This is a genomic window from Arthrobacter sp. UYP4, from assembly GCF_057291175.1.
Genome location: NZ_JBXAVU010000002.1, coordinates 99,254 through 119,952 on the forward strand (window position 1 = coordinate 99,254; position 20,699 = coordinate 119,952).

Genomic DNA, 20,699 nt, shown 5'->3' on the forward strand with positions numbered 1-20,699 from the left:
GCTCATGCTCCTTCGGGTGCGTTCAGGCCGGCGCCGGGGTCGGGCGCGCCGCCGATCGAGACGGTCCGCTTCTCGACGCGCTTCTCGACGTCGCGCGCCACCACCACGCGCTGGACGAAGATGCCCGGCGTGTGGACCTGCGCCGGGTCGAGCTCCCCGGGTTCCACGAGTTCCTCGACCTCGGCGATCGTGATCCGGCCGGCCTGCGCACAGAGCGGATTGAAGTTCATCGCGGTGGCGTGGAAGACGAGGTTGCCGTGGCGGTCGCCCTTCCAGGCGTGGACCAGCGCGAAGTCGGGTCGCAGCGACTCCTCGAGCACGTAGTCGACGCCGTCGAAGGACCGCACCTCCTTGGCCTTCGATGCCACGGCGACGCTGCCGTCGCCGGCGTACCGCTGGGGCAGGCCGCCCTCGCTGACCTGGGTGCCGACGCCCGCCGTGGTGAAGAAGGCCGGGATGCCCGCGCCGCCGGCCCGGAGCTTCTCGGCGAGCGTGCCCTGCGGGGTGAGCTCGACCTCGAGCTCACCCGAGAGGTACTGGCGCGCGAACTCCTTGTTCTCGCCGACGTAGGAGCTGACGGTCCGGCGGATCCGGTGATCGGACAGCAGGATGCCGAGCCCCCAGTCGTCCACGCCGCAGTTGTTGCTCACCGTCTCGAGCTCCGACGTCCCCTGCCGGTGCAGGGCGTCGATCAGGGTCACCGGGATCCCGCACAGGCCGAACCCGCCGACGGCGAGGGATGCTCCGTCGGGGATGTCCGCCACGGCCTCCGCCGCACTGCCAACCACTTTGTTGATCACTGCTTCTCCTTCGCTGTTCCGGCGCCTGTCCGTCCTGGCCCTGCGGCGGGCCTACAGGCCGAGTTCCCTCGCGATCAGCATGAGCTGGACCTCCGTGGTCCCCTCGCCGATCTCGAGGATCTTCGAGTCACGGTAGTGCCTGGACACCACGAACTCGTTGATGAAACCGTAGCCGCCGAAGATCTGTGTCGCGTCGCGCGCGTTGTCCATGGCGGCTTCGCCGGCCACCAGCTTCGCGATCGAGGCCTGCGTCTTGAACGGCTTGCCCGCGAGCATGCGCGACGCTGCGTCGTAGTAGGCCAGCCGCGCCGTATGGGCCCGGACCTGCATCCGGGCGATCTTGAACTGGATGGACTGGTAGGCGCCGATGGTGCTGCCGAAGGCCATGCGCTCGCCCGCGTACTTGATGGACTGTTCCACGCAACCCTGCGCCGCGCCGGTCGCGAGCGCCGCGATGGCGATCCGCCCCTCGTCGAGGATCTGCAGGAAGTTGGCGTACCCGCGGCCGCGCGTACCCAACAGGTTCGCCTCCGGGACCCGGACGTCACGGAGGGTGAGCGGATGGGTGTCGGAGGCGTTCCAGCCCACCTTGTTGTAGGCCTTCTCGGCCGTGAAGCCCGGCGTGTCCGAGGGGACGAGGAGGGTGGAGATCTCCTTCTTCACCGTGCCGTCCGGCCGCTCGGAGGTACCGGTCACGGCGGTGACGGTCACCAGCGACGTGATGTCGGTGCCCGAGTTCGTGATGAACTCCTTGGTGCCGTTGATCACCCACTCCGATCCGTTCGCGCCGTCCTCGAGCTTCGCCGTCGTCTTCGTCCCGGAGGCGTCGGAGCCGGCCTCCGACTCGGTGAGGCCGAACCCGCCGAGGGCGGTACCCGACGCGAGGGAGGGCAGCCACTGCTGCTTCTGCTCCTCGGTGCCGAAGCGGTAGACGGGCATGGCGCCGAGGGACACCCCCGCCTCGAGGGTGATGGCCACCGACTGGTCCACGCGGGCCAGCTGCTCCAGTGCCAGGCACAGCGCGAAGTAGTCGCCGCCCATGCCTCCGTACTCCTCGGGGAACGGCAGGCCGAACAGGCCCATGTCCCCCATCTGCTTGACCACCTCGTAGGGGAAGCTGTGCTCGGCGTCGTGCTTGGCGGAGACCGGGGCCACGACCTCGTCGGCGAACTCGCGGACGGTGTCGACGAGGTCCTGGTACTCCTCGCTCAGTTCGAAATTCATGCTGCGTTCCCTTCCGTGGGGATAGGTGCCGGGCCGCCCTCGGGGGCGGACTCGATGGTGGCGAGGATCTGGTGTGCCCGCACGAGGTCGCCGGGTTTCAGCGAGAGGCGGACGACGCCGGACAGGGCGGCGGTGAGCTGGTGCTCCATCTTCATGGCCTCGACGGCGACGAGGACGTCGCCCGCCTGGACGGTCGCGCCGTCCTCGACGGACACCGTCACCACGGTGCCCGGCATGGGGCTGCGGACCAGCGGGTCGGCCGCGCCCTCCTCCCGGGTGATACGGGACAGGGCGGCGTCGAGCAGTTCGCGGCGGCTCGGACGGCGCAGGCGGGCGGACCAGCCGGCATCCCCCAGCCAGACAGTGTCCCCGTCGACCGCGTACCGCCGGCGGGAGCGGAGGCCGTCGATGGTCACTCCCCCGCCGTCGACGCGAACCGTGAGGCTCGCGGCAGCCGGGCCGTCGGTGCCGTCGGTGCCGTCGGTGCCGTCGGTGCCGTCGACCGTTCCGGTCCAGCCCCCGCCCGTGCGCTGCAGCCGGACCGTCGCGGTGGCGCCGTCCACCTCGAGGGTGACGGCGCGTGGTCGGGGTGTCCCGAGCCGGAAGCCGTCGCCCCGGTGCCAGGGTGAGCCGCCGGCCGGAGCCGGTTCGGCCTCGAGGAGCAGGACGGCGGCGAGTGCGAGGTCCTCGGGGGCGACATGGCGGAAGGCCAGCTCCGGGAGCTTGCGTTCGATCATCGTGGTGTCGAGCCGCGCGGCCCGCACGTCGTCGTCGCCCACGAGCAGCCGGAGGTATTCGATATTGGTGTCGACCCCCAGCACCACGGTGGCGGCGAGCGCCGCGTCCAGCCGGTCGAGGGCCTCACCGCGATCGGCACCCCAGGCGATGACCTTGGCGAGCATCGGGTCGTAGGACGAGGAGACGGTCCCGCCGGGCAGGAGGGAGCTGTCCACCCGGATGCCCTCCCCTGCGGGCTCGGCGAGCTCCAGGATGCGGCCGGTGGAGGGGAGGAACCCGGCCTCGGGGTTCTCGGCGTACACGCGGGCCTCGACGGCATGACCTGTCAGCACGACGTCGTCCTGCGTGAACGGCAGCGCCTCACCCGCGGCGATGCGGATCTGCCACTCCACGAGGTCGATGCCGGTCACCAGTTCCGTGACGGGATGCTCGACCTGCAGGCGCGTGTTCATCTCCATGAAGAAGAATTCGTCGGGCGCGGCGTCGGAGACGAGGAACTCGACGGTCCCGGCTCCCGCGTAGTCGACGCTGCGGGCCACGGCGCACGCGGCCTCGCCGATCCGACGCCGCGTCACCTCGTCGAGCAGGGCCGACGGCGCCTCCTCGATGACCTTCTGGTGCCGGCGCTGCAGCGAGCACTCGCGCTCGCCGAGAGAGATCACGGTGCCGGAGCTGTCGGCCAGGACCTGCACCTCGATGTGGCGGGGCCGCTCGATCAGGCGTTCCAGGAAGAGCGTGTCGTCGCCGAACGCGCGGGCCGCGACGCGACGCGCCGTGACGAGGACCTCGGAGAGGTCCTCCGGCCGGTGGACGGCGTGCATGCCCTTGCCGCCCCCGCCCGCGGACGGCTTGATGAGCAGCGGGAAGCCGACGTCGTCCGCTGCGCGCAGCAGGTCGTCGTCGGAGAGTCCCGGTTCGGCGATGCCGGGGACCACGGGGACACCGGAGGCGACCACATGGTTCTTCGAACGGATCTTGTCGCCCATGACGTCCAGGGCGTGGACGGACGGCCCGATGAAGACGATCCCGGCGTCCCGCAGCGCGTCGGCGAAGGCAGCGTTCTCGCTGAGGAACCCGTACCCGGGGTGCACAGCGCCCGCCCCCGTGCGGCGGCAGGCCTCGATGACGGCGGGGATGGACAGGTAGCTCTCGGACGGTGCGGCCGGGCCGATCCGGACGGCGGAGTCCGCTTCGAGGACGTGCCGGGCGCCGGCGTCGGCGTCGCTGTAGACGGCGACCGACCGGAGGCCGAGCGCGCGGACGGAGCGGAGGACCCGGCTCGCGATCTCGCCGCGGTTCGCGACGAGGACGGTGTCGAAGGGCCACCGGGCGGTCCTGGAACGGGCACCGGCGGGGCTGGAGAGGGGGCTGGAGGTCATCGGGTCACATCCGGAAGAGGCCGAAGGAGGTGTCGGGCAGGGGCGCGTTGGCGCAGACGTCGAGTGCGAGGCCGAGGACGGTGCGGGTGTCCGCGGGGTCGATCACGCCGTCGTCCCAGAGCCGCGCCGTCGAGTAGTAGGGGTTGCCCTGGGCTTCGTACTGGTCGCGGATGGGTGCGCGGAACGCCTCCTCGTCCTCCGATGACCAGTCCTCGCCGCGCGCCTCGAGCTGGTCGCGCTTGACGGTCGCCAGGACCGACGACGCCTGGTTGCCGCCCATCACGGAGATGCGGGCCGCCGGCCACATCCACAGGAAGCGCGGGGAGAAGGCGCGACCGCACATCGAGTAGTTGCCGGCCCCGAAGGACCCGCCGACGACGACCGTCAGCTTGGGGACGCGGCAGGTCGCGACGGCGGTGACCATCTTGGCCCCATTCTTCGCGATGCCGCCGGCCTCGTAGTCCTTGCCCACCATGAAGCCGGAGAGGTTCTGCAGGAACACCAGGGGGACTCCGCGCTGGTCGCAGAGCTCGATGAAATGGGCGCCCTTGAGGGCGGACTCGCTGAAGAGCACCCCGTTGTTGGCGACGATCCCGACGCGGTGGCCGGAGATGGTCGCGAAGCCCGTGACGAGGGTGGTGCCGTACTCGCGTTTGAACTCGTGGAAGAGCGAGCCGTCGACGATCCGGGCGATGATCTCGCGGGCATCGTAGGACGCGTTCACGTCCGTCGGCACGGCACCGTACAGCTCGTCCTGCGGCACCACCGGCTCCAGCGGCTCCGCGGCGTGCACGACGGCGGGAACGGGCGGCTTTGCGGCCGGGGGCAGCGTCGCGATGATGTCGCGCACGATCTCCAGCGCGTGCTGGTCGTTCTCCGCGAGATGGTCGGTGACCCCGGAGACGCGGGAGTGGACGTCCCCGCCCCCGAGCTCCTCCGCCGTGACGACCTCGCCGATGGCGGCCTTCACCAGCGGCGGGCCGCCCAGGAAGATGGTGCCCTGGTTGCGCACGATCACGGTCTCGTCGCTCATGGCCGGGACGTAGGCGCCACCGGCGGTGCAGCTCCCCAGCACGGCGGCGATCTGCGGGATCTTCCGGGCCGACATGGTGGCCTGGTTGTAGAAGATACGGCCGAAGTGGTTGCGGTCGGGGAAGACGTCGTCCTGCCGGGGCAGGAACGCACCGCCGGAGTCCACGAGGTACACGCAGGGCAGATTGTTCTCGAGGGCGATCTCCTGCGCGCGGAGATGCTTCTTGACGGTCATCGGGTAGTACGTGCCGCCCTTGACGGTGGCGTCGTTCGAGATCACCAGCACGTGGCGGCCGTGTACGAGGCCGATGCCGGCGATCACGCCCGCACCCGGGCACTCATCGTCGTACATCCCGTTCGCCGCCAGCGGCGCGATCTCGAGGAACGGACTGCCGTCGTCGAGGAGCTGGTCGATGCGCTCCCGCGGGAGGAGCTTGCCGCGGGCGACATGCCGCGCGCGGGAGCGCTTGGGCCCGCCGAGGGCCGCGGCCGTGAGGCGCCGCCGCAGGTCGCCGACGAGTTCGGCCTGCGCCGCGGCGTTCGCCGTGAACGCCGGCGAGAGCGGATCCACCTGCGATGTCAGAGTCTCCATCGACTACTTCCTCGAGCATGCTTCAGTTAGCAGACGCTAACCGGATTCAGGTTAGTGGTCATTAACCTGGATGTCCATCAGAATGGGTCCATCACTCACCGGCGGACCCGAAGGACCTGCATGGAGGCACTGCCCACCGAAGACCGCGTGACGGGTCGAAGCGTCGCGAAGGCGTCCCGTCGCGCGGCCCTGCTCGTCGCCGCGGCACAGCTGTTCGCGGACCGCGGGTACAACGGGGTGTCCATCGAGGACCTCGGCGCTGCCGCCGGCGTGAGCGGGCCCGCCGTCTACCGGCACTTCACCGGCAAGCCCTCGGTCCTCTCCGCGCTCCTCACCGGGGTCAGCGAGGACCTCCTGGAGGGTGGGCGTACCGTCGCCGAGGGGGCGTCCTCGCCCGAGGCGGCGCTGCGGGGCCTGATCCGGTTCCAGGTCGACTTCGCGCTGGCCAATGCGAACGTGATCCGCGTGCAGGATCGCGATCTCGGCTCCCTCCCGCACGACGACGAACGGAACGTGCGGTCCCTGCAGCGCAACTACGTGCAGGTCTGGGTGGACGAACTGGCCGGTCTCCTGCCGACGGCGGACCGCTCGCTGCTGCGGCGCAAGGTCCATGCGGTGTTCGGACTCATCAACTCGACGCCGCACACCGCGCACGGCACCCGCTCGACCCGGGAGCTCGGCGATCTGCGGGACCTGCTCCAGGACATGGCATGGGCCGCCCTGACCGTGTGACGGCGGCGGGGGTGCGCGCCTCCGGGCACTCCGGGGCGCCTAGTACGCTGAAGCCACGAGAAGTACCGGCCGCGCCGCCCGCCCGGCCACTCCACCGACTGAAAGTACCGCTGTGATCACGCTACGTCCCGTTGAAGCCACCGACCTCGACGAGTTCTTCTCGCACCAGCTGGACCCCAGCGCCAACCACATGGCGGCCTTCGGGGCCAAGAACCCGTCGGACCGCGGCGTCTTCGACCATCACTGGCAGGACATCCTGAACGACAGCAGGATCACGGTGCGCACCATCCTGTCCGACGGCGAGGTCGTGGGCAGCATCCTCGCCTACCGGGACGGCGACGTGCCCGAGATCAGCTACTGGATCGACCGCTCCCGCTGGGGACAGGGCATCACCACGGCCGCCGTGGGGCAGTTCCTCGACGAGATGACCCAGCGCCCCATCCGCGCCCGCGCCGTGGCGGACAACGTGAGCTCCATCCGCATCCTCGAACGGTGGGGTTTCCAGCAGGTCGGCGAGACGCAGGGCTTCGCCCCGTCCCGCGGCGCCGTGGTCCGCGAACTCATCCTCGAACTGGGGTAACTCCCCGGGAGACGCAGCCCTCCCGGGGAGGGACGGCGTCTCTCCGAGGACGCAGCCCTGCCGCAGGCGGACCGCGTCCTCGGGTGCCGCTAGACCATCGTCAGGACCATCGCCGGGTTGCGGAGGATGGTCCCGACATCGGCCAGGAACCGTGAGCCCTGCTCGCCGTCGACGAGCCGGTGGTCGAAGGACAGGCTGAGGGTCAGGACGGACCGCAGGGCGATCGTGCCCTGGTATTCCCACGGCATGCTGCGGACCGCGCCCAGGGCGAGGATCGCCGCCTCGCCGGGATTCAGGATCGGCGTGCCGGCGTCGATGCCGAAGACACCGATATTGGTGATGGAGATGGTCCCACCCGCGAGATCGGCCGGCGGGGTCTTCCCCGCGCGCGCGGTCTCCGCCAGCGCATTGAGGGCCTTCGCGAGGTCCGCCAGGGACAGGTCCTGCGCGGCCTTGATGTTCGGCACGAGCAGCCCCCGCGGGGTCGCCGCCGCGATGCCGAGGTTCACGTCCGCGTACTGGACGATCTCCTGCGCCTCCTCGTCCCAGGACGAGTTAAGGGTGGGGTTCCGCGCGATCGCGATGCACACGGCCTTCGCCACGATCGTCAGCGGCGTCACCTTCGTCGCCTCGAAGGCCCGGCTCGCCCTGAGGTCCGCGAGCAGGTCCATCGTGGGCGTGACGTCGATCGTGAGGAACTCGGTCACGTGGGGCGCCGTGAAGGCGCTGGCCACCATCGCTGCCGCAGTGTGCTTCCGCATGCCCCGGATCGGGGTCCGCGTCTCCCCCGCCCTCGCCGTGCGGGCCGTGCCTGCCGCCGGCAGGGGGCCTGCTGGCGATGCCGGCGTCCCCACCGCTGCGGCAGGGCTCTCCGTGGTCCCTGCGAGCGCGGACAGGACGTCGGCCCGCGTGATGAGGCCGCCGGTCCCGGTGCCTCTCAGGGCGTCGAGGGCGACGCCGAGGTCACGCGCGAGCTTGCGGACCGGCGGCGTGGAGCGGGGCCGGTCCCCGCTCCGCCGTGCTTCCCCGGCCGCGGGCGCGGGCGCGGCGGCGGGCGCGGGCACGGCGGCGGGCACGGCTGCGGGCGCGGGCACGGCTGCGGGCACGGCTGCGGGCGCAATCGGGCCATGCCGGAGCCGCGACGGGATCTCCGGGCCCGACGGAGCCGATGCGGCGGGGACCTGCGTCGGCCCCGGACCTGCGGTCGGGAGGATGCGGCTCCGCCGCTGCGGGCGCCCGCCCTTCTCGACAGCCGCCCCGTAGCCCACGAGGTTCGGTTCGCGCCGGGCGGGCACGTCGGGCACGTCCGCGGGGTCCGACGGTGGCGGGGTCGACCGTGGCGCTGACGGAGCCGTCGGCTCCGACGCCTGCGCGGGCTTCGCGCCGTCGGTCTCCGGCACCTCGAAGGAGACGATCGGCGCTCCGACGTCGACGACGCTGCCCGCCGCCGCGTGCAGGTGCACGACGACGCCGGCGTACGGCGAGGGCAGCTCGACGACCGCCTTGGCGGTCTCGACGTCGGCGATGATCTGGTTCAGCTCCACCGTGTCACCCACGGTGACGTGCCACTGGACGATCTCCGACTCGGTGAGTCCCTCGCCGAGGTCGGGCAGCCGGAACTCCCGGACCCGGGCGGACGTCGTCCCGCCGGTCGTGGTCCCGGCCAGCCGGGTCGTGGGCGGAACAGCCAGGGCTGCGGCGGCAGTGGACGACGCGGTGGTGGACGACGCGGTGGTGGACGACGCGGTGGTGGACGAGGCGGCAGTGGATGTCGCGGTCACTGTGCCGCTCCTTCGACATCCAGTCCGCTCAGCGAGTTCGGTCGCCGCATCACGCGGTCCACGCCGTCCAGGATCCGGTCGAGGTCGGGCAGGTGGTGGAACTCGAGCTTGGAGTACGGGTACGGGATGTCGAATCCGGTGACGCGGACGGGGGCGTGCTCGAGGTAGTCGAAGCAGCGCTCCGTGATGCTCGCGGCGATCTCCGCGCCAAGCCCGCCGGACCGGGCGGCCTCGTGCGTGACGACGAGCCGGCCGGTCTTCCGGACGGAGGACTCGACCGTCGCGAAATCGATCGGGGCGAGGGAGCGCAGGTCGATCACCTCGAGGGAGAGGCCGTCGTCGGCCGCCGCGATGGCGGCATCGCGGGCGGTGGGCACGAGCGGCCCGTAGGTCACCAGGGTGACGTCCGTCCCCTCGGTCACCACGCGGGCGGCACCCATGTCCGAGACCGTCGGGTCGACCGCCTCGTCGACCTCGCCCTTGACGTGGTAGCGCCGCTTGGGTTCGAAGTAGAGCACCGGATCGTCGCTGGCGATCGCCTGCTGGATCATCGTGTAGGCGTCCTGCGGGTTCGAGACGCTCACGACGCGCAGGCCCGAGGTGTGGGTGAAGTAGGCCTCGGGAGACTCCGAGTGGTGCTCCGGGGAACCGATGCCGCCGCCGAAGGGAACCCGGATGGTGATGGGCATCCTCACGGCGCCCTGCGTGCGGTAGTGCAGCTTGGCCACCTGGCAGACGATCTGGTCGAAGGCCGGGTAGATGAAGCCGTCGAACTGGATCTCCACCACCGGGCGGTACCCGCGGTAGGCCATGCCGACGGCCGTGCCCATGATCCCCGCCTCCGCGAGCGGGCTGTCGAGGACGCGGTGCGGCCCGAAGTCCTTCTGCAGGCCGTCGGTGATGCGGAAGACCCCGCCGAGCTTCCCGATGTCCTCACCGATCAGGACCACCTTGGGATCCTCGTCCATGGCGCGGCGCAGGCCGGCGTTGATCGCGCGGCCGAAAGTCATGGTGGACATCAGCGGGGTCCTTCCTGGGGTGCCTGGGCGAAGGAGGCGAGGTAGCGCTCGTAGTGGTCCTGCTGGCGGTCGAGCTCCGCGTTCGGCGCGCTGTACACGTGCCGGAAGACGTCCGACGGCACCGGTTCGGCCATCGACAGGCATCCCTCGCGCAGTTCCGCGGCGACGGCGTCGGCCTTCGCCTTCACGGAGTCGGAGTAGTCGGCCTCGAGCAGCCCGAGCGAGTCGAGCAGGGTGGCGAGTCGGGCCAGTGGGTCACGGGCCGCCCAGTCCTCGAGCTCGTTGGCGTCGCGGTAGCGGGTGGGGTCGTCGGCCGTCGTGTGGGGGCCCATCCGGTAGGTCACGGCCTCGATGAACGTGGGCCCGCCGCCCGAGCGTGCGCGGGCGAGGGCCTCGCGGGTCACGGCGAGGCAGGCGAGCACGTCGTTGCCGTCGACGCGCACCGAGGGGATGCCGAAGCCGGGAGCACGGCGTGCGATCGGCACGTGCGCCTGCAACCCCACCGGCTCGGAGATGGCCCAGTGGTTGTTCTGGCAGAAGAACACCACGGGGGCCTGGTAGCTCGCGGCGAAGACCATGGCCTCGTTGACGTCGCCCTGGCTCGTTGCGCCGTCGCCGAAGTAGGTCACCGCGACGGCGTCGGCGCCGTCGTTGATGATGCCCATCGCGTAGCCGGTGGCGTGGAGGGTCTGCGCCCCGATGATGACCTGCGGGGTGGCCATGTTGATGGTGTACGGGTCCCAGCCGGAGGAGGCGTTGCCGCGCCAGACCCGCAGGATGTCGGCGAGGTCCACGCCGCGGCAGTAGGCCACGGCGTTCTCGCGGTAGCTGGAGAAGACGAAGTCGTCGGCGCGCAGGGCACGGCCGGAACCGATCTGGGCCGCCTCCTGGCCGAGCAGCGGGGGCCAGAGTGCGAGCTCGCCCTGACGCTGCAGCGCGGTGGCCTCGGCGTCGATGCGACGCACCACCACCATGTCCTCGTAGAGCTTCTGCAGGGCGGCGCCGTCGACGTCGGCGACGAGGTCGTCGTAGTGCCCGTGCGGGTGCCGGACCCCGGAGGCGTCGATGAGCTGGACGAGGTCGTCCCCGCCTGCGCGGGCGGGGCCCGGGAAGACCGTCCCGCTCGCCGACCCGGCGTCGTCGCCGCCGGGAATTCCCTGTCCTCGCTGGTCGCCGTCCTGGGTCATTGCACGCAACCTTCACTCGCAGGCACTCCCTCCTGCGGCCGATCGGGCCGCCAGGAAGGAGCTCCGGGCGCCTTTACCCGGAGTGATTGTGACCCTACTCACACCGCACAGGTGGCACAACTGTTTCCTCATCGACTGAGCAGGGTGCACTATTCCGCGGCATACCGCCGTGTTAGCGTTGCGCACTATGCAACCCCTCGACCTCACCGACACGCGCCTGCTGCAGGCCCTCGCCAGGGACCCCAGGCGCACCGTCGTCGCCCTCGCGCAGAAGCTGGGACTGTCCAGGAACACGGTGCAGGCGAGGATGGCGCAGCTCGAGAAGAAGTCGGTCTTCCTGTCCTTCGAGCGGCGCATCAACACGGTCTCGCTCGGCTACCCGCTGACCGCCTTCATCCATGTCCACGTGCAGCAGCAGAAGCTGGCGGCGATCACGCACAGCATCGCCGCCGTACCCGAGGTCATCGAGGCCTTCGGCCTGACGGGCCAGGCCGACATCCTGGTCCGGGTGGTCGCCGTCGACGCCGAGGACCTCTTCCGCATCAACGGCAAGATCCTCGCATGCGACGGCGTGGAGCGCTGCGACACGTCCCTCGCCATGGGCGAGCTCATCCCGTTCCGGGTCGAGCCTCTGCTCGCGCGCGGCCCGCGGGCGGCGTCCTGACCGACGGTCAGGACGCCGCACCGGTCATCGGCCGTTTCGCGTGTAGGACAGGCCGAATCCGGCCGGGAACAGCGGGGTGGCGGTGTCGTCCGGCACGTCGGGCAGCTGGGCCTCGACCTCGGCCATCCAGGACGGCAGTTCGAACGGCAGGCGACCGCCCGGCTGTCCCTTGCCACGCAGCACCTCCAGCAGCACGCGGTCGGAGACACCGTAGTCGGCCAGGACGGCGTCCGCATGCGCGAGGACGTCGCCCAGGATCAGGGGCCGCGCCAGGTTCGGCACGGCGATGGTCGGGACACCTGCCGCCGATGCCGCGAGGAGCGCCTGGTAGTCCGCCTCGTCCCCGGTGAACCCCAGGTCCGTGAGGTCCGCTCCCCCGCGCGGATCCGCCAGCCGGACCACGGCGAGATCCGCCTCGGCCGGCGTCGCCACCGGGATGAAGCCCGCATCCCGGGCGGCCGCGGGGTCGATGCCCTGCAGGAAGACCGTCCGGACATCCCGCCGCGACACCGGCAGGATGCCGCCGTCGTTGGCGAGCAGCGTCAGCGATGCTTCCTGCGCGGCGTCGCCCGCCCGCTCCGATCTCGTGCTGCCGACGGTGCGCTCGGCGGCGCGCACATCGACGTAGGGGTCCTCGAAGAGCCCCAGTTCGAACTTCTGCTGGAGGACACGCCGGGCGGCCTCGTCCACGCGGTCCTCGCCGAGCAGCCCCTGGCGTACGGCCTCGATGATGTACTGCGGCTTGTCGCTGCCGCCGATGATGTCCACGCCGGCGTTCACCGCACTCGCGTAGCGCTCGGGGAGCGTGAGGTCCTCGACGCCCCAGGGCATGCCGGCTCCGTGTGCTCCCACGAAGGAGAGCGGCGGGCGGAGCGCCAGGCAGGACGCGGGGCAGTCGTTGGCGATGCCCCAGTCGGAGGTGATGACGCCGTCGAACCCGTACTCCCCGCGCAGCGCGTCCTGCAGGAGGTACTCGTTGTGGTTCGCGCCCACCTGCTCCACGGCCGTCCCGTCGCGCTGCAGGTCCTGCAGGATCGAGTAGGTGGGCATGATGCCCGAGGCTCCCGCGGCGAAGGCGCCCTCGTAGGGGGTCAGGTGCTCCTCGAAGTTGTTGCCGGGGAAGGCCGCGTACCGGCCGTAGTAGTAGTGGCTGTCGTAGCCGTCGACCTGCGCGCCGTAGCCCACCCAGTGTTTCACCACCGTCGCGACGCCGTCCGGGGTCAGCCCGTCCGGGCCGCCCTGCATGCCCTCGACGTACGCCTGGACGTGCTCGCCCACCGTCTCGCCCGTCGAACCGAAGGTCCCGTTGATGCGGGTCCACCGGGGCTCGGTCGCCAGGTCGGCCTGTGGTGACAGCGCCTCGTGGATGCCCACGGCGCGGTATTCCTCGCGGATGATGTCGGCCATGGCCCTCGTCGCCTCCGGGTCGCCGACGGCCCCCATGCCGATCGGGTCCGGGAAGGCGGTGAAGTCGCCGCTGGAGACCGTCTGGCCCTCCGTGACCGTGAAGCCGTTCCGGGGGTCCGTGCTGATCTTCAGGGGGATGCCGAAGGGCTGCTCCTCGGCGAGCGCCTGGAGATCGTTGTGCTCTCGCGCCAGGGTGCCCGCCCCGGCGCCGAGCCGGGAGATGAAGGTGGTGATGTGACGCTCCGCCAGGAGCCGGGTGAACGCCGTGCGGTCGTAGGTGGCCTGCCCCGACAAGGAGGCGTGCATCAGCTGGCCGGACTTCTCCTCGAGGGAGAGGCGGGCGACGAGGTCCACGGCGCGTTCCTCCGGCGCGAGGCGCCAGTCCTCGTACGGCGTCAGCGCGCCGTCTCCGTCGAGGTCGCGGAAGGACCGCCCGTCGACACGGATGATCTCCGCCGACCGGCTGTCCAGCGCGGGCTGCCGGACCTTCTGGGGAGGCGCCGCGCTCGCCGCCGACCCGGCTGCCAGGATCGTCACCAGCAGGGCGCCCGCGGTGAGGGTGGCGACGGGCCGCAGGCCACGCCGTCGGGCCGCTGCACTGTTCCCCGGTGCCGCCGTCGGATCCCGGCGCGCGTCCGAATACTTGCCCATGATTACTCCTTCGTAATGACGGTGGGTGGTAGGTGGAACTCAGGCTACACAAAACCGAGCGGCACTGGGTTTTTATTTCGGCCTGTTCCCACCCCCTACACTCGATCCATGGGTACGAAGGCGCAGGGCACCTACGCCAAAGGCATCGAGCGACGGCGCGAGCTGCTGAGGATCGCCGCGGAGGTCTTTGCCGCCGAGGGCTTCGAGGGCACCACCCTCAAGCTCGTGGCGGAACGCGCGGGCATCAAGGAAGCGACGCTCTTCCACTACTTCAGCGGCAAGCAGGACCTGCTGACCGCGGTGCTCGCCGACCGCGACGAACAGAACAGCGCGCAGCACGGCGGATCGGTGACCTCCCTCGCGGACTTCCCGGGCATCGCGGAGCACAACGAACGGCATCCCGGACTGACCGCTCTCTTCGCCGTGGCGTCCGCGACCGCGACGCGCCCGGACCACGCCGCCCACGACTACTTCCGTACCCGCTACTCGTGGCTCCTCGGCACGGTGGAGCGGGACATCGCCGGCGCCCAGGCCCGCGGCGAGATCCGCACGGACATCGCGCCCGAGGACGCCGCGCGCCTCATCGTCGGTGTCTTCGACGGCATCCAGCTGCAGTGGCTCTACGACCCCGCCACGAGCATGCCGGCAGCACTGTCCAGCGTCCTCAGGCTCCTCGCGCCGCAGGGCTGATCCTCCCCGAAACGGCGGAGGCCGCCCCACCTCGCGGTGGGACGGCCTCCGTGGTGCTGCTCGGGAGCTGCCTCAGTGGTCGGTGGCCTTCTCGGCACCGACGCCGGTGAGGGAGCGCACCTCCATCTCGGCCTGCTTCATGGGGTCCTCCGTGGTGCGGGAGAGCGTGGTGCCCAGCCAGCCGAGGAAGAACGCCAGCGGGATCGAGACGATGCCCGGGTTGCTGAGCGGGAACACCGAGAAGTCGGCGCCCTGGATCATCGACTTCTCGCCGCCGGAGACGACGGGCGAGAGGGCGATCAGCAGGATGGCGGAGCCGAGCCCTCCGTACATGCTCCAGATGGCGCCCTGCGTGTTGAACTTCCGCCAGAACAGCGAGTAGAGGATGGTCGGCAGGTTGGCACTGGCCGCCACGGCGAAGGCGAGGGCCACGAGGAACGCGACGTTCTGGCCCTGCGCGCCGATGCCGCCGAGGATCGACAGCAGGCCGATGACGACGACCGTGCGACGCGCGACCTTCACCTCCCCGTCCGGGTCGACCTTGCCCTTGCGGATGACGCTCGCGTAGATGTCATGGGCGAACGAGGCCGCGGCCGTGATGGTGAGTCCTGCGACGACCGCGAGGATCGTGGCGAACGCGACGGCGGAGATGAGTCCGAGGAGGATGGATCCGCCGAGCTCGAAGGCCAGCAGCGGCGCAGCCGAGTTGACGCCTCCCGGTGCGGCCAGGATGCGCTCCGATCCGATGAGGGCGCTGGCGCCGTAGCCGAGCACGAGGGTGAACAGGTAGAACGCGCCGATCAGCCAGATGGCCCAGACCACCGAGCGGCGGGCCTCCTTCGCGGTGGGGACGGTGTAGAAGCGCATGAGGACGTGCGGCAGTGCAGCGGTGCCGAGGACCAGCGCGAGCGCGAGCGACAGGAAGTCCAGGCGCGTGACGGAGGTCAGCCCGTACTGCAGGCCCGGGCTCGTGATGGCGGCGTTGCCGGAGGTCTCGATCGCGGCACCCAGCAGCGTGGAGAGGTTGAAGCCGTGCAGCGCGAGGACCCAGACGGTCATGATGAATGCGCCGGCGATCAGCAGGCAGGCCTTGATGATCTGCACCCAGGTGGTGCCCTTCATGCCGCCGATCAGCACGTACATGATCATGAGTACGCCGACCACCGTGATGACCACGGACTGGCCGAGCCGGTCGTTGATGCCGAGCAGGAGCGAGACGAGTCCGCCTGCTCCCGCCATCTGCGCGAGCAGGTAGAAGAAGCAGACCGCCAGCGTGGTGATGGCCGCCGCGATGCGCACGGGACGCTGCTTCAGCCGGAAGGACAGCACGTCCGCCATGGTGAACTTGCCCGTGTTGCGGAGCAGTTCGGCGACCAGGAGCAGTGCCACGAGCCAGGCGACGAGGAACCCGATCGAGTACAGGAAGCCGTCGTACCCGTTGATGGCGATGGCGCCCACGATGCCGAGGAAGGAGGCCGCCGAGAGGTAGTCCCCCGCGATCGCGGTGCCGTTCTGTCCGCCGGTGAACGAGCGGCCCGCGGCGTAGTAGTCCGCCGCGGTCTTGTTGTTGCGGCTGGCGCGGAGCACGATCACGAGGGTGATCGCCACGAACAGGCCGAAGATCGTGATGTTGAGGGCCGGGGAACCGACGGTGGTCGCCTCGACCGTCTGGAGCGGCAGGCGGACGCCCGCGCTGGGAATGGAGATCATTTCTTTCCGCCTGCGGGGTCGATGAATACTTCGGGGGCTGCTTCCTCGAGCTCGTGCCGCAGGTTCGCGGCGATCGGGTCGAGGCGCTTGTTGGCGTAGCTGACGTACCACATGGTGATGGCGAACGTGCTGACGAACTGCAGCAGCCCGAGGATGATGCCGATGTTGACGTTGCCGATCACCGGCGTCGCCATGAACTCGTGCGCGTAGTCGGCGAGCAGCACGTAGGCGAAATACCAGAGCAGGAAGAACACTGCCATGGGGAAGACGAAGCTGCGGTGGCGCTTGCGCAGTTCCTTGAACTGCTCGGTCTGCTGGACTTCTGTGAAGTCGACGGCAGCACCGGAGCCGGCGGCCGGCTCTGTCGGGTGCGAGCCCATTGTTTCTCCTTCGGTCGGGACGTCACCCCGGCCGCCGGGCGGCAGGATCGCCGCGCAGGAAGGCACGGCGGTGTGACTCCCATCACTGTGCTGCACGGCGACGCCCATCACCAGCACCGCACCGGCCTCCGTCGGTGAGCGCGCAGCCGGATGCGCCGAACGGTCGCCGGGCGCGACGAACGGCCCGGCCCGGCAGGCCGGACGGCGGGCGATACTCTGGAGCCATGTTCAGTGCCGCCGTCGACACCGCCCTGGTGTGCGCCGTGGCCGTCATCACCCTCGCGGTCGTGGCCTTTCTCGGCTTCCGCCTCTCGCGCTCCTATCGGGACCTCGGATCCGACGCCGACCGCGCCACGTACGCGACCCTGCACTCGGCGGCCCTGGCCTCCGAGCACCTGCGCGAGGGACTGACGCCGTCGGGCGCCTCGAAGGCCGGGCGCCACCTGCACGGCCTCCTCCGCTGCGACGTCCTGATGATCAGCGACGACGCCGGCGTGCTCGCCTGGGACGGCGGTCGCGGTACCCCGCCCGATGTCATGCCGCTGGTCCGGCAGGTCCTCGAGAGCGGCCGGACGCAGATCGTGCGGCGCCAGCGGCTCGATGCCGCGGGCCTGACGGACCTCGGCGAACTCGTCCTCTCGCCGGTGCGCGTGGACGACCGCGTGGTGGGCACGGTCGGCGCCTTCGCGGGCGACGTCGACGCGGGTCTCGTGCGGGCCACCAACGAGCTGGCCGGATGGGTCTCCACGCAGGTGGAACTCGCGGAACTGGACTCGTCCCGGCGGCTCCTGGCTGAAGCGGAGGTACGCGCCCTCCGGGCCCAGATCAGCCCGCACTTCATCTACAACTCGCTCAACGCCATCGCGTCCTTCATCACCACGGACCCGCAGCGGGCCCGGGAGCTCGTGGTCGAGTTCGCCGACTTCACGCGCTACTCCTTCCGCCGCCACGGCGACTTCACCACCGTGGCGGAGGAGCTGCGCAGCATCGACCGCTACCTCCTGCTCGAACGTGCCCGCTTCGGGGACCGGCTCAATGTCACCCTGGAGATCGGTCCCGAGGTCCTCAGCACCGTGATCCCGTTCCTCAGCCTCCAGCCGCTGGTCGAGAACGCGGTGCGCCACGGGCTGGACTCCCGCGACGGCGTCGGGAACATCACGATCACGGCGCACGACGTCGGCCCGTTCGCCGAGGTGACCATCGAGGACGACGGCGTCGGGATCGAGCCGGAGCACCTCCGGTCCGTCCTCGCCGGCCACACCGAGGGCGTCCACGTGGGCCTGCGCAACGTCGATTCCCGCCTGCGCCAGGTGTACGGCGACGACCACGGCCTGATCATCGACACCGCGCCCGGCGCAGGCACCCTCATCACCATGCGCGTGCCCAAGTCGCAGCCCGATCACCAGGCGTGAGACGCGTAACCTAGGATCCATGGTCAATGTCATCATCGCCGACGATGAGCTCCCCGCCGTCGAGGAACTGGCATTCCTGCTCGGCAAGGACGCCCGGATCGGGACGATCCACCGCGCGTCGAGCGGAGCAGAGGCCCTGAGGGCCCTCGAGCAGCACAGCGTGGACGCCCTGTTCCTCGACATCCACATGCCGTCGCTGTCCGGTCTCGACATCGCCCGCGTGATCTCCCGCTTCAGCCGGCCGCCCGCCGTCGTCTTCGTCACCGCCGACGAGGACCGCGCCCTCGAGGCGTTCGAGCTGCGTGCCGTCGACTACCTCCTGAAGCCCGTCCGGACCGAACGGCTCGCGGAGTCCGTGCGCCGCGTGTGCGAACTCATGGAGGGGGCGACGGCGGCGCCCGAGGTCATCACCGTCGACCAGGGCGGCGTGAGCCGGATGATCCGGCGCGACGACGTGCGGTACGTCCAGGCGCAGGGCGACTACGCGCGCCTGCACACCTCCGAGGCGAGCTACCTCATCCGCATCCCGCTCAACGATCTCGAGCGGCAGTGGGCCGAGGCGGGGTTCCTCCGCACGCACCGCTCCTACCTCGTGGCGATGGACCAGGTGCGGAAGGTGCGGATCGGCGCCGGGCGGGCGAGCCTGTTCGTGGGGGACGCCGAGCTGCCCGTGAGCCGCCGGCACCTGCCCGATGTGCGGGAGAAGCTCGAAGCCACCCGGCTGCGGCCGAGCCACTGACGGGCGCTGCATGGACCCGCGTACGCCCCCTGCCGCCCTGCCCGGGACGGCCCCGTGACCGAGGAGCGCCCCGAGAAGTCCCGTCGGGTCCGCGTCACCGCCCCCCGGACGGCGGCGCGCGCCACGGGCGCCTCCTTCCCGGTCTCCCGCGAGATGGCCGAGCAGTCCGAGGTGGGCCAGCTGTTCGTCGCGTCCCTGATCCGGTCCCAGCTGCGCCTGGCCCTCGTGGTGGCCGGAGGGTTCCTGGTGATCCTCATCGGCATCCCGGTGCTGCTCGCGGTGTTCCCCGACATCGACGGGATGAGGGTCCTGACCGTCCCCGTCCCGTGGCTGCTCCTGGGCCTCGGTGTCTATCCCCTCGTGATCGGCTGCGCCGTCCTCTACGTGCGCAGCGCGTCGCGGAACGAGCGACGTTTCCAGGATCTCGTCGACGATGAGTGAGGCACTGGACGGCGGGGCCCTGCAGCTGAGCCCGGCCATCGGCTACACGGCGCTCGTCCTCGTGGCGCTCAGCACCCTGCTGATCGGCATCTACGGCCTGCGGATCTCGCGCACCACCGGGGACTTCTACGTCGCGTCGCGAACCGTCCGCCCGTGGTGGAACGCCTCGGCGATCGGCGGCGAGTACCTCTCCGCGGCGAGCTTCCTCGGCATCGCCGGCCTGATCCTGGTCTCGGGGGTGGATGCCCTCTGGTTCCCCATCGGGTACACCGCCGGGTACCTCATGCTCCTGCTGTTCGTCGCCGCTCCCCTGCGCCGGTCCGGCGCCTACACCATCCCGGACTTCGCCCAGGCGCGCCTGGACTCGCTGCTGGTGCGGCGCGTGACCAGCCTGCTCGTGGTCGTCGTCGGCTGGCTCTACATCGTGCCGCAGCTGCACGGCGCCGCCCTGACGGTGAGCATCACCACGGGCCTGCCCGCCTGGGTGGGGCCGCTGGCCGTCGTCGTGGTGGTGTGCCTCAGCGTCGTGACCGGCGGGATGCGCTCGATCACCTTCGTGCAGGCCTTCCAGTACTGGCTGAAGCTGACGGCCCTCGCCGTGCCGGTCGTGTTCGTCCTCGTGCACCTCGGCTCGGAGGGCCTGCCGATCACGGACGGTGGGCGTGCCTTCACGGCGGACCTCGACACGACGGCGGACGCGTCGCTCTACGGCACCATCTCGCTCGTCATCGCCCTCCTGTTCGGGACGCTCGGGCTGCCGCACGTGCTCGTCCGCTTCTACACGAACCCGGACGGGGCGTCGGCGCGCAGGACCACCCTGATCGTCCTCGGCCTGCTCTCCGTGTTCTACCTCTTCCCCACCGTGTACGGGATCCTCGGCAGGATCCACACCCCGGAACTCGCGGCAGGGGGCGCGGCGGACGCCACCGTCCTCCTGCTGCCCGGCCGCATCGTCGACGGCGCCACGGGCGACCTCCTCTCGGCCCTCGTGACCGCGGGAGCCTTCGCGGCGTTCCTATCGACGACGAGCGGGCTCGTGGTCTCGCTCGCCGGAGTGGTCAGCCAGGAGTTCTTCCAGGGCAGCGTCCGGGGTTTCCGGCGCGCCGCCCTGCTGTCCGCCCTCGTCCCGCTCGTGGTCGCCCTGATGACGGACAGCCTCGCCCTGGCCGGCAGCGTCGGGTCCGTCTTCGCCTTCACCGCGTCCACCCTGTGTCCCCTGCTGCTGCTGGGGATCTGGTGGCGGGGCCTGACCGATGCCGGGGCGATCGCCGGGATGCTCGCGGGCGCCGTCCTCTGCGGCGGGGCGATCATGGCCTCGGCTCTCCTCGGCCCGGGGACGGGTGGGCAGTGGGTGGCGCTGAGCCAGCCCGCGCTCTGGACGGTCCCGACGGCGTTCGTCACCATGGTGCTGGTGTCCCGGGCGACGGCGGGGCGCCGCCCGGCGTCGACGTCGCGCGTGCTGGCCCGGCTGCATACTCCGGAGCCGCGGTAGGACACCAGGGCGATCCCCCGCGGCGGGCGGTCCGCCGGCTTCCTGCGTC

The 20,699-nt window shown here is 70.8% G+C and carries 18 protein-coding genes; 8 read left to right on the top strand and 10 right to left on the bottom strand.

Translation table 11 applies throughout. The annotated features are described in order from the left end of the window. Positions 1 to 2: 2 nt before the first annotated feature. The 4 genes from AC0Z9V_RS09300 to AC0Z9V_RS09315 are packed head-to-tail and all read right to left on the bottom strand — an operon-like array spanning position 3 to position 5,765. A complete protein-coding gene (locus tag AC0Z9V_RS09300) occupies positions 3 to 800 on the bottom strand; it encodes a CoA transferase subunit A (RefSeq protein ID WP_485141341.1) in 798 nt (265 codons plus the stop codon). A gap of 51 nt (positions 801 to 851) precedes the next feature. Then, on the bottom strand, positions 852 to 2,024 hold the full coding sequence (locus AC0Z9V_RS09305) for an acyl-CoA dehydrogenase family protein (protein ID WP_133082183.1): 1,173 nt from the start codon (positions 2,022 to 2,024) through the stop codon (positions 852 to 854). Then, positions 2,021 to 4,141: an acetyl/propionyl/methylcrotonyl-CoA carboxylase subunit alpha gene (locus AC0Z9V_RS09310; RefSeq protein WP_485141342.1), complete on the bottom strand. Its 2,121-nt coding sequence runs from the start codon at positions 4,139 to 4,141 to the stop codon at positions 2,021 to 2,023. Before AC0Z9V_RS09310 ends, AC0Z9V_RS09305 begins: the two co-directional genes overlap by 4 nt. A 4-nt stretch (positions 4,142 to 4,145) precedes the next feature. Then, the gene (locus tag AC0Z9V_RS09315) at positions 4,146 to 5,765 is read right to left on the bottom strand and encodes a carboxyl transferase domain-containing protein (RefSeq protein WP_485141343.1); all 1,620 of its coding nucleotides are present in this window, start codon (positions 5,763 to 5,765) and stop codon (positions 4,146 to 4,148) included. A gap of 120 nt (positions 5,766 to 5,885) precedes the next feature. On the opposite strand from AC0Z9V_RS09315, the gene AC0Z9V_RS09320 reads away from it, so the two are divergent. Then, positions 5,886 to 6,497, top strand: coding sequence for a TetR/AcrR family transcriptional regulator (locus tag AC0Z9V_RS09320; protein WP_459290666.1), 612 nt, complete (start codon positions 5,886 to 5,888; stop codon positions 6,495 to 6,497). 112 nt (positions 6,498 to 6,609) lie between these two features. After that, a complete protein-coding gene (locus AC0Z9V_RS09325) occupies positions 6,610 to 7,077 on the top strand; it encodes a GNAT family N-acetyltransferase (RefSeq protein WP_485141344.1) in 468 nt (155 codons plus the stop codon). Between the two features lie 89 nt (positions 7,078 to 7,166). Here the strand turns inward: AC0Z9V_RS09325 and AC0Z9V_RS09330 are convergent, their stop codons facing one another. The 3 genes from AC0Z9V_RS09330 to pdhA all read right to left on the bottom strand — a co-directional run bounded on the left by AC0Z9V_RS09330 (position 7,167) and on the right by pdhA (position 11,064). Further along, a complete protein-coding gene (locus tag AC0Z9V_RS09330; RefSeq protein WP_485141672.1) occupies positions 7,167 to 8,744 on the bottom strand; it encodes a dihydrolipoamide acetyltransferase family protein in 1,578 nt (525 codons plus the stop codon). 110 nt (positions 8,745 to 8,854) lie between these two features. Then, the gene (locus tag AC0Z9V_RS09335; protein ID WP_459268928.1) at positions 8,855 to 9,877 is read right to left on the bottom strand and encodes an alpha-ketoacid dehydrogenase subunit beta; all 1,023 of its coding nucleotides are present in this window, start codon (positions 9,875 to 9,877) and stop codon (positions 8,855 to 8,857) included. After that, positions 9,877 to 11,064 carry a pyruvate dehydrogenase (acetyl-transferring) E1 component subunit alpha gene (pdhA, locus tag AC0Z9V_RS09340; RefSeq protein ID WP_459268927.1) on the bottom strand — a complete coding sequence of 396 codons (1,188 nt, stop codon included), beginning with the start codon at positions 11,062 to 11,064 and terminating at the stop codon, positions 9,877 to 9,879. The genes AC0Z9V_RS09335 and pdhA overlap by 1 nt, the downstream gene beginning before the upstream one ends. A 187-nt stretch (positions 11,065 to 11,251) precedes the next feature. On the opposite strand from pdhA, the gene AC0Z9V_RS09345 reads away from it, so the two are divergent. Next, complete coding sequence (locus AC0Z9V_RS09345; RefSeq protein WP_133082176.1) at positions 11,252 to 11,728, top strand: Lrp/AsnC family transcriptional regulator; 477 nt, start codon at positions 11,252 to 11,254, stop codon at positions 11,726 to 11,728. A 24-nt stretch (positions 11,729 to 11,752) separates the two neighbouring features. On the opposite strand, the gene AC0Z9V_RS09350 is transcribed toward AC0Z9V_RS09345, so the two are convergent. After that, a complete protein-coding gene (locus tag AC0Z9V_RS09350) occupies positions 11,753 to 13,786 on the bottom strand; it encodes a glycoside hydrolase family 3 protein (protein ID WP_485141345.1) in 2,034 nt (677 codons plus the stop codon). Between the two features lie 108 nt (positions 13,787 to 13,894). Here AC0Z9V_RS09350 and AC0Z9V_RS09355 point away from each other — a divergent pair, with 108 nt between their 5' ends. Then, positions 13,895 to 14,476: a TetR/AcrR family transcriptional regulator gene (locus AC0Z9V_RS09355; protein WP_133082174.1), complete on the top strand. Its 582-nt coding sequence runs from the start codon at positions 13,895 to 13,897 to the stop codon at positions 14,474 to 14,476. 72 nt (positions 14,477 to 14,548) lie between these two features. Here the strand turns inward: AC0Z9V_RS09355 and AC0Z9V_RS09360 are convergent, their stop codons facing one another. Beyond that, complete coding sequence (locus tag AC0Z9V_RS09360) at positions 14,549 to 16,186, bottom strand: solute symporter family protein (RefSeq protein ID WP_459269240.1); 1,638 nt, start codon at positions 16,184 to 16,186, stop codon at positions 14,549 to 14,551. Further along, complete coding sequence (locus AC0Z9V_RS09365) at positions 16,183 to 16,566, bottom strand: DUF485 domain-containing protein (protein ID WP_133082172.1); 384 nt, start codon at positions 16,564 to 16,566, stop codon at positions 16,183 to 16,185. The genes AC0Z9V_RS09360 and AC0Z9V_RS09365 overlap by 4 nt, the downstream gene beginning before the upstream one ends. 224 nt (positions 16,567 to 16,790) lie before the next feature. Between AC0Z9V_RS09365 and AC0Z9V_RS09370 the strand changes: the two genes are divergently transcribed. The 4 genes from AC0Z9V_RS09370 to AC0Z9V_RS09385 are packed head-to-tail and all read left to right on the top strand — an operon-like array spanning position 16,791 to position 20,650. Beyond that, a complete protein-coding gene (locus AC0Z9V_RS09370) occupies positions 16,791 to 17,978 on the top strand; it encodes a histidine kinase (protein WP_133082171.1) in 1,188 nt (395 codons plus the stop codon). Positions 17,979 to 17,997: 19 nt separating this feature from the next. Next, on the top strand, positions 17,998 to 18,717 hold the full coding sequence (locus AC0Z9V_RS09375; RefSeq protein WP_208740766.1) for a LytR/AlgR family response regulator transcription factor: 720 nt from the start codon (positions 17,998 to 18,000) through the stop codon (positions 18,715 to 18,717). A 54-nt stretch (positions 18,718 to 18,771) separates the two neighbouring features. Further along, on the top strand, positions 18,772 to 19,158 hold the full coding sequence (locus AC0Z9V_RS09380) for a DUF485 domain-containing protein (RefSeq protein WP_133082169.1): 387 nt from the start codon (positions 18,772 to 18,774) through the stop codon (positions 19,156 to 19,158). A gap of 25 nt (positions 19,159 to 19,183) precedes the next feature. Beyond that, complete coding sequence (locus AC0Z9V_RS09385) at positions 19,184 to 20,650, top strand: sodium/solute symporter (protein ID WP_485141673.1); 1,467 nt, start codon at positions 19,184 to 19,186, stop codon at positions 20,648 to 20,650. Positions 20,651 to 20,699: the final 49 nt, after the last annotated feature.

Coding starts and splice junctions, on each gene's coding strand:
- AC0Z9V_RS09335 (WP_459268928.1), bottom strand. CDS start 9,877: ATGTCCACCATGACTTTCGGCCGCGCGATCAACGCCGGCCTGCGCCGC.
- AC0Z9V_RS09370 (WP_133082171.1), top strand. CDS start 16,791: ATGTTCAGTGCCGCCGTCGACACCGCCCTGGTGTGCGCCGTGGCCGTC.
- pdhA (WP_459268927.1), bottom strand. CDS start 11,064: ATGACCCAGGACGGCGACCAGCGAGGACAGGGAATTCCCGGCGGCGAC.
- AC0Z9V_RS09310 (WP_485141342.1), bottom strand. CDS start 4,141: ATGACCTCCAGCCCCCTCTCCAGCCCCGCCGGTGCCCGTTCCAGGACC.
- AC0Z9V_RS09345 (WP_133082176.1), top strand. CDS start 11,252: ATGCAACCCCTCGACCTCACCGACACGCGCCTGCTGCAGGCCCTCGCC.
- AC0Z9V_RS09320 (WP_459290666.1), top strand. CDS start 5,886: ATGGAGGCACTGCCCACCGAAGACCGCGTGACGGGTCGAAGCGTCGCG.
- AC0Z9V_RS09365 (WP_133082172.1), bottom strand. CDS start 16,566: ATGGGCTCGCACCCGACAGAGCCGGCCGCCGGCTCCGGTGCTGCCGTC.
- AC0Z9V_RS09305 (WP_133082183.1), bottom strand. CDS start 2,024: ATGAATTTCGAACTGAGCGAGGAGTACCAGGACCTCGTCGACACCGTC.
- AC0Z9V_RS09355 (WP_133082174.1), top strand. CDS start 13,895: ATGGGTACGAAGGCGCAGGGCACCTACGCCAAAGGCATCGAGCGACGG.
- AC0Z9V_RS09375 (WP_208740766.1), top strand. CDS start 17,998: ATGGTCAATGTCATCATCGCCGACGATGAGCTCCCCGCCGTCGAGGAA.
- AC0Z9V_RS09350 (WP_485141345.1), bottom strand. CDS start 13,786: ATGGGCAAGTATTCGGACGCGCGCCGGGATCCGACGGCGGCACCGGGG.
- AC0Z9V_RS09315 (WP_485141343.1), bottom strand. CDS start 5,765: ATGGAGACTCTGACATCGCAGGTGGATCCGCTCTCGCCGGCGTTCACG.
- AC0Z9V_RS09360 (WP_459269240.1), bottom strand. CDS start 16,186: ATGATCTCCATTCCCAGCGCGGGCGTCCGCCTGCCGCTCCAGACGGTC.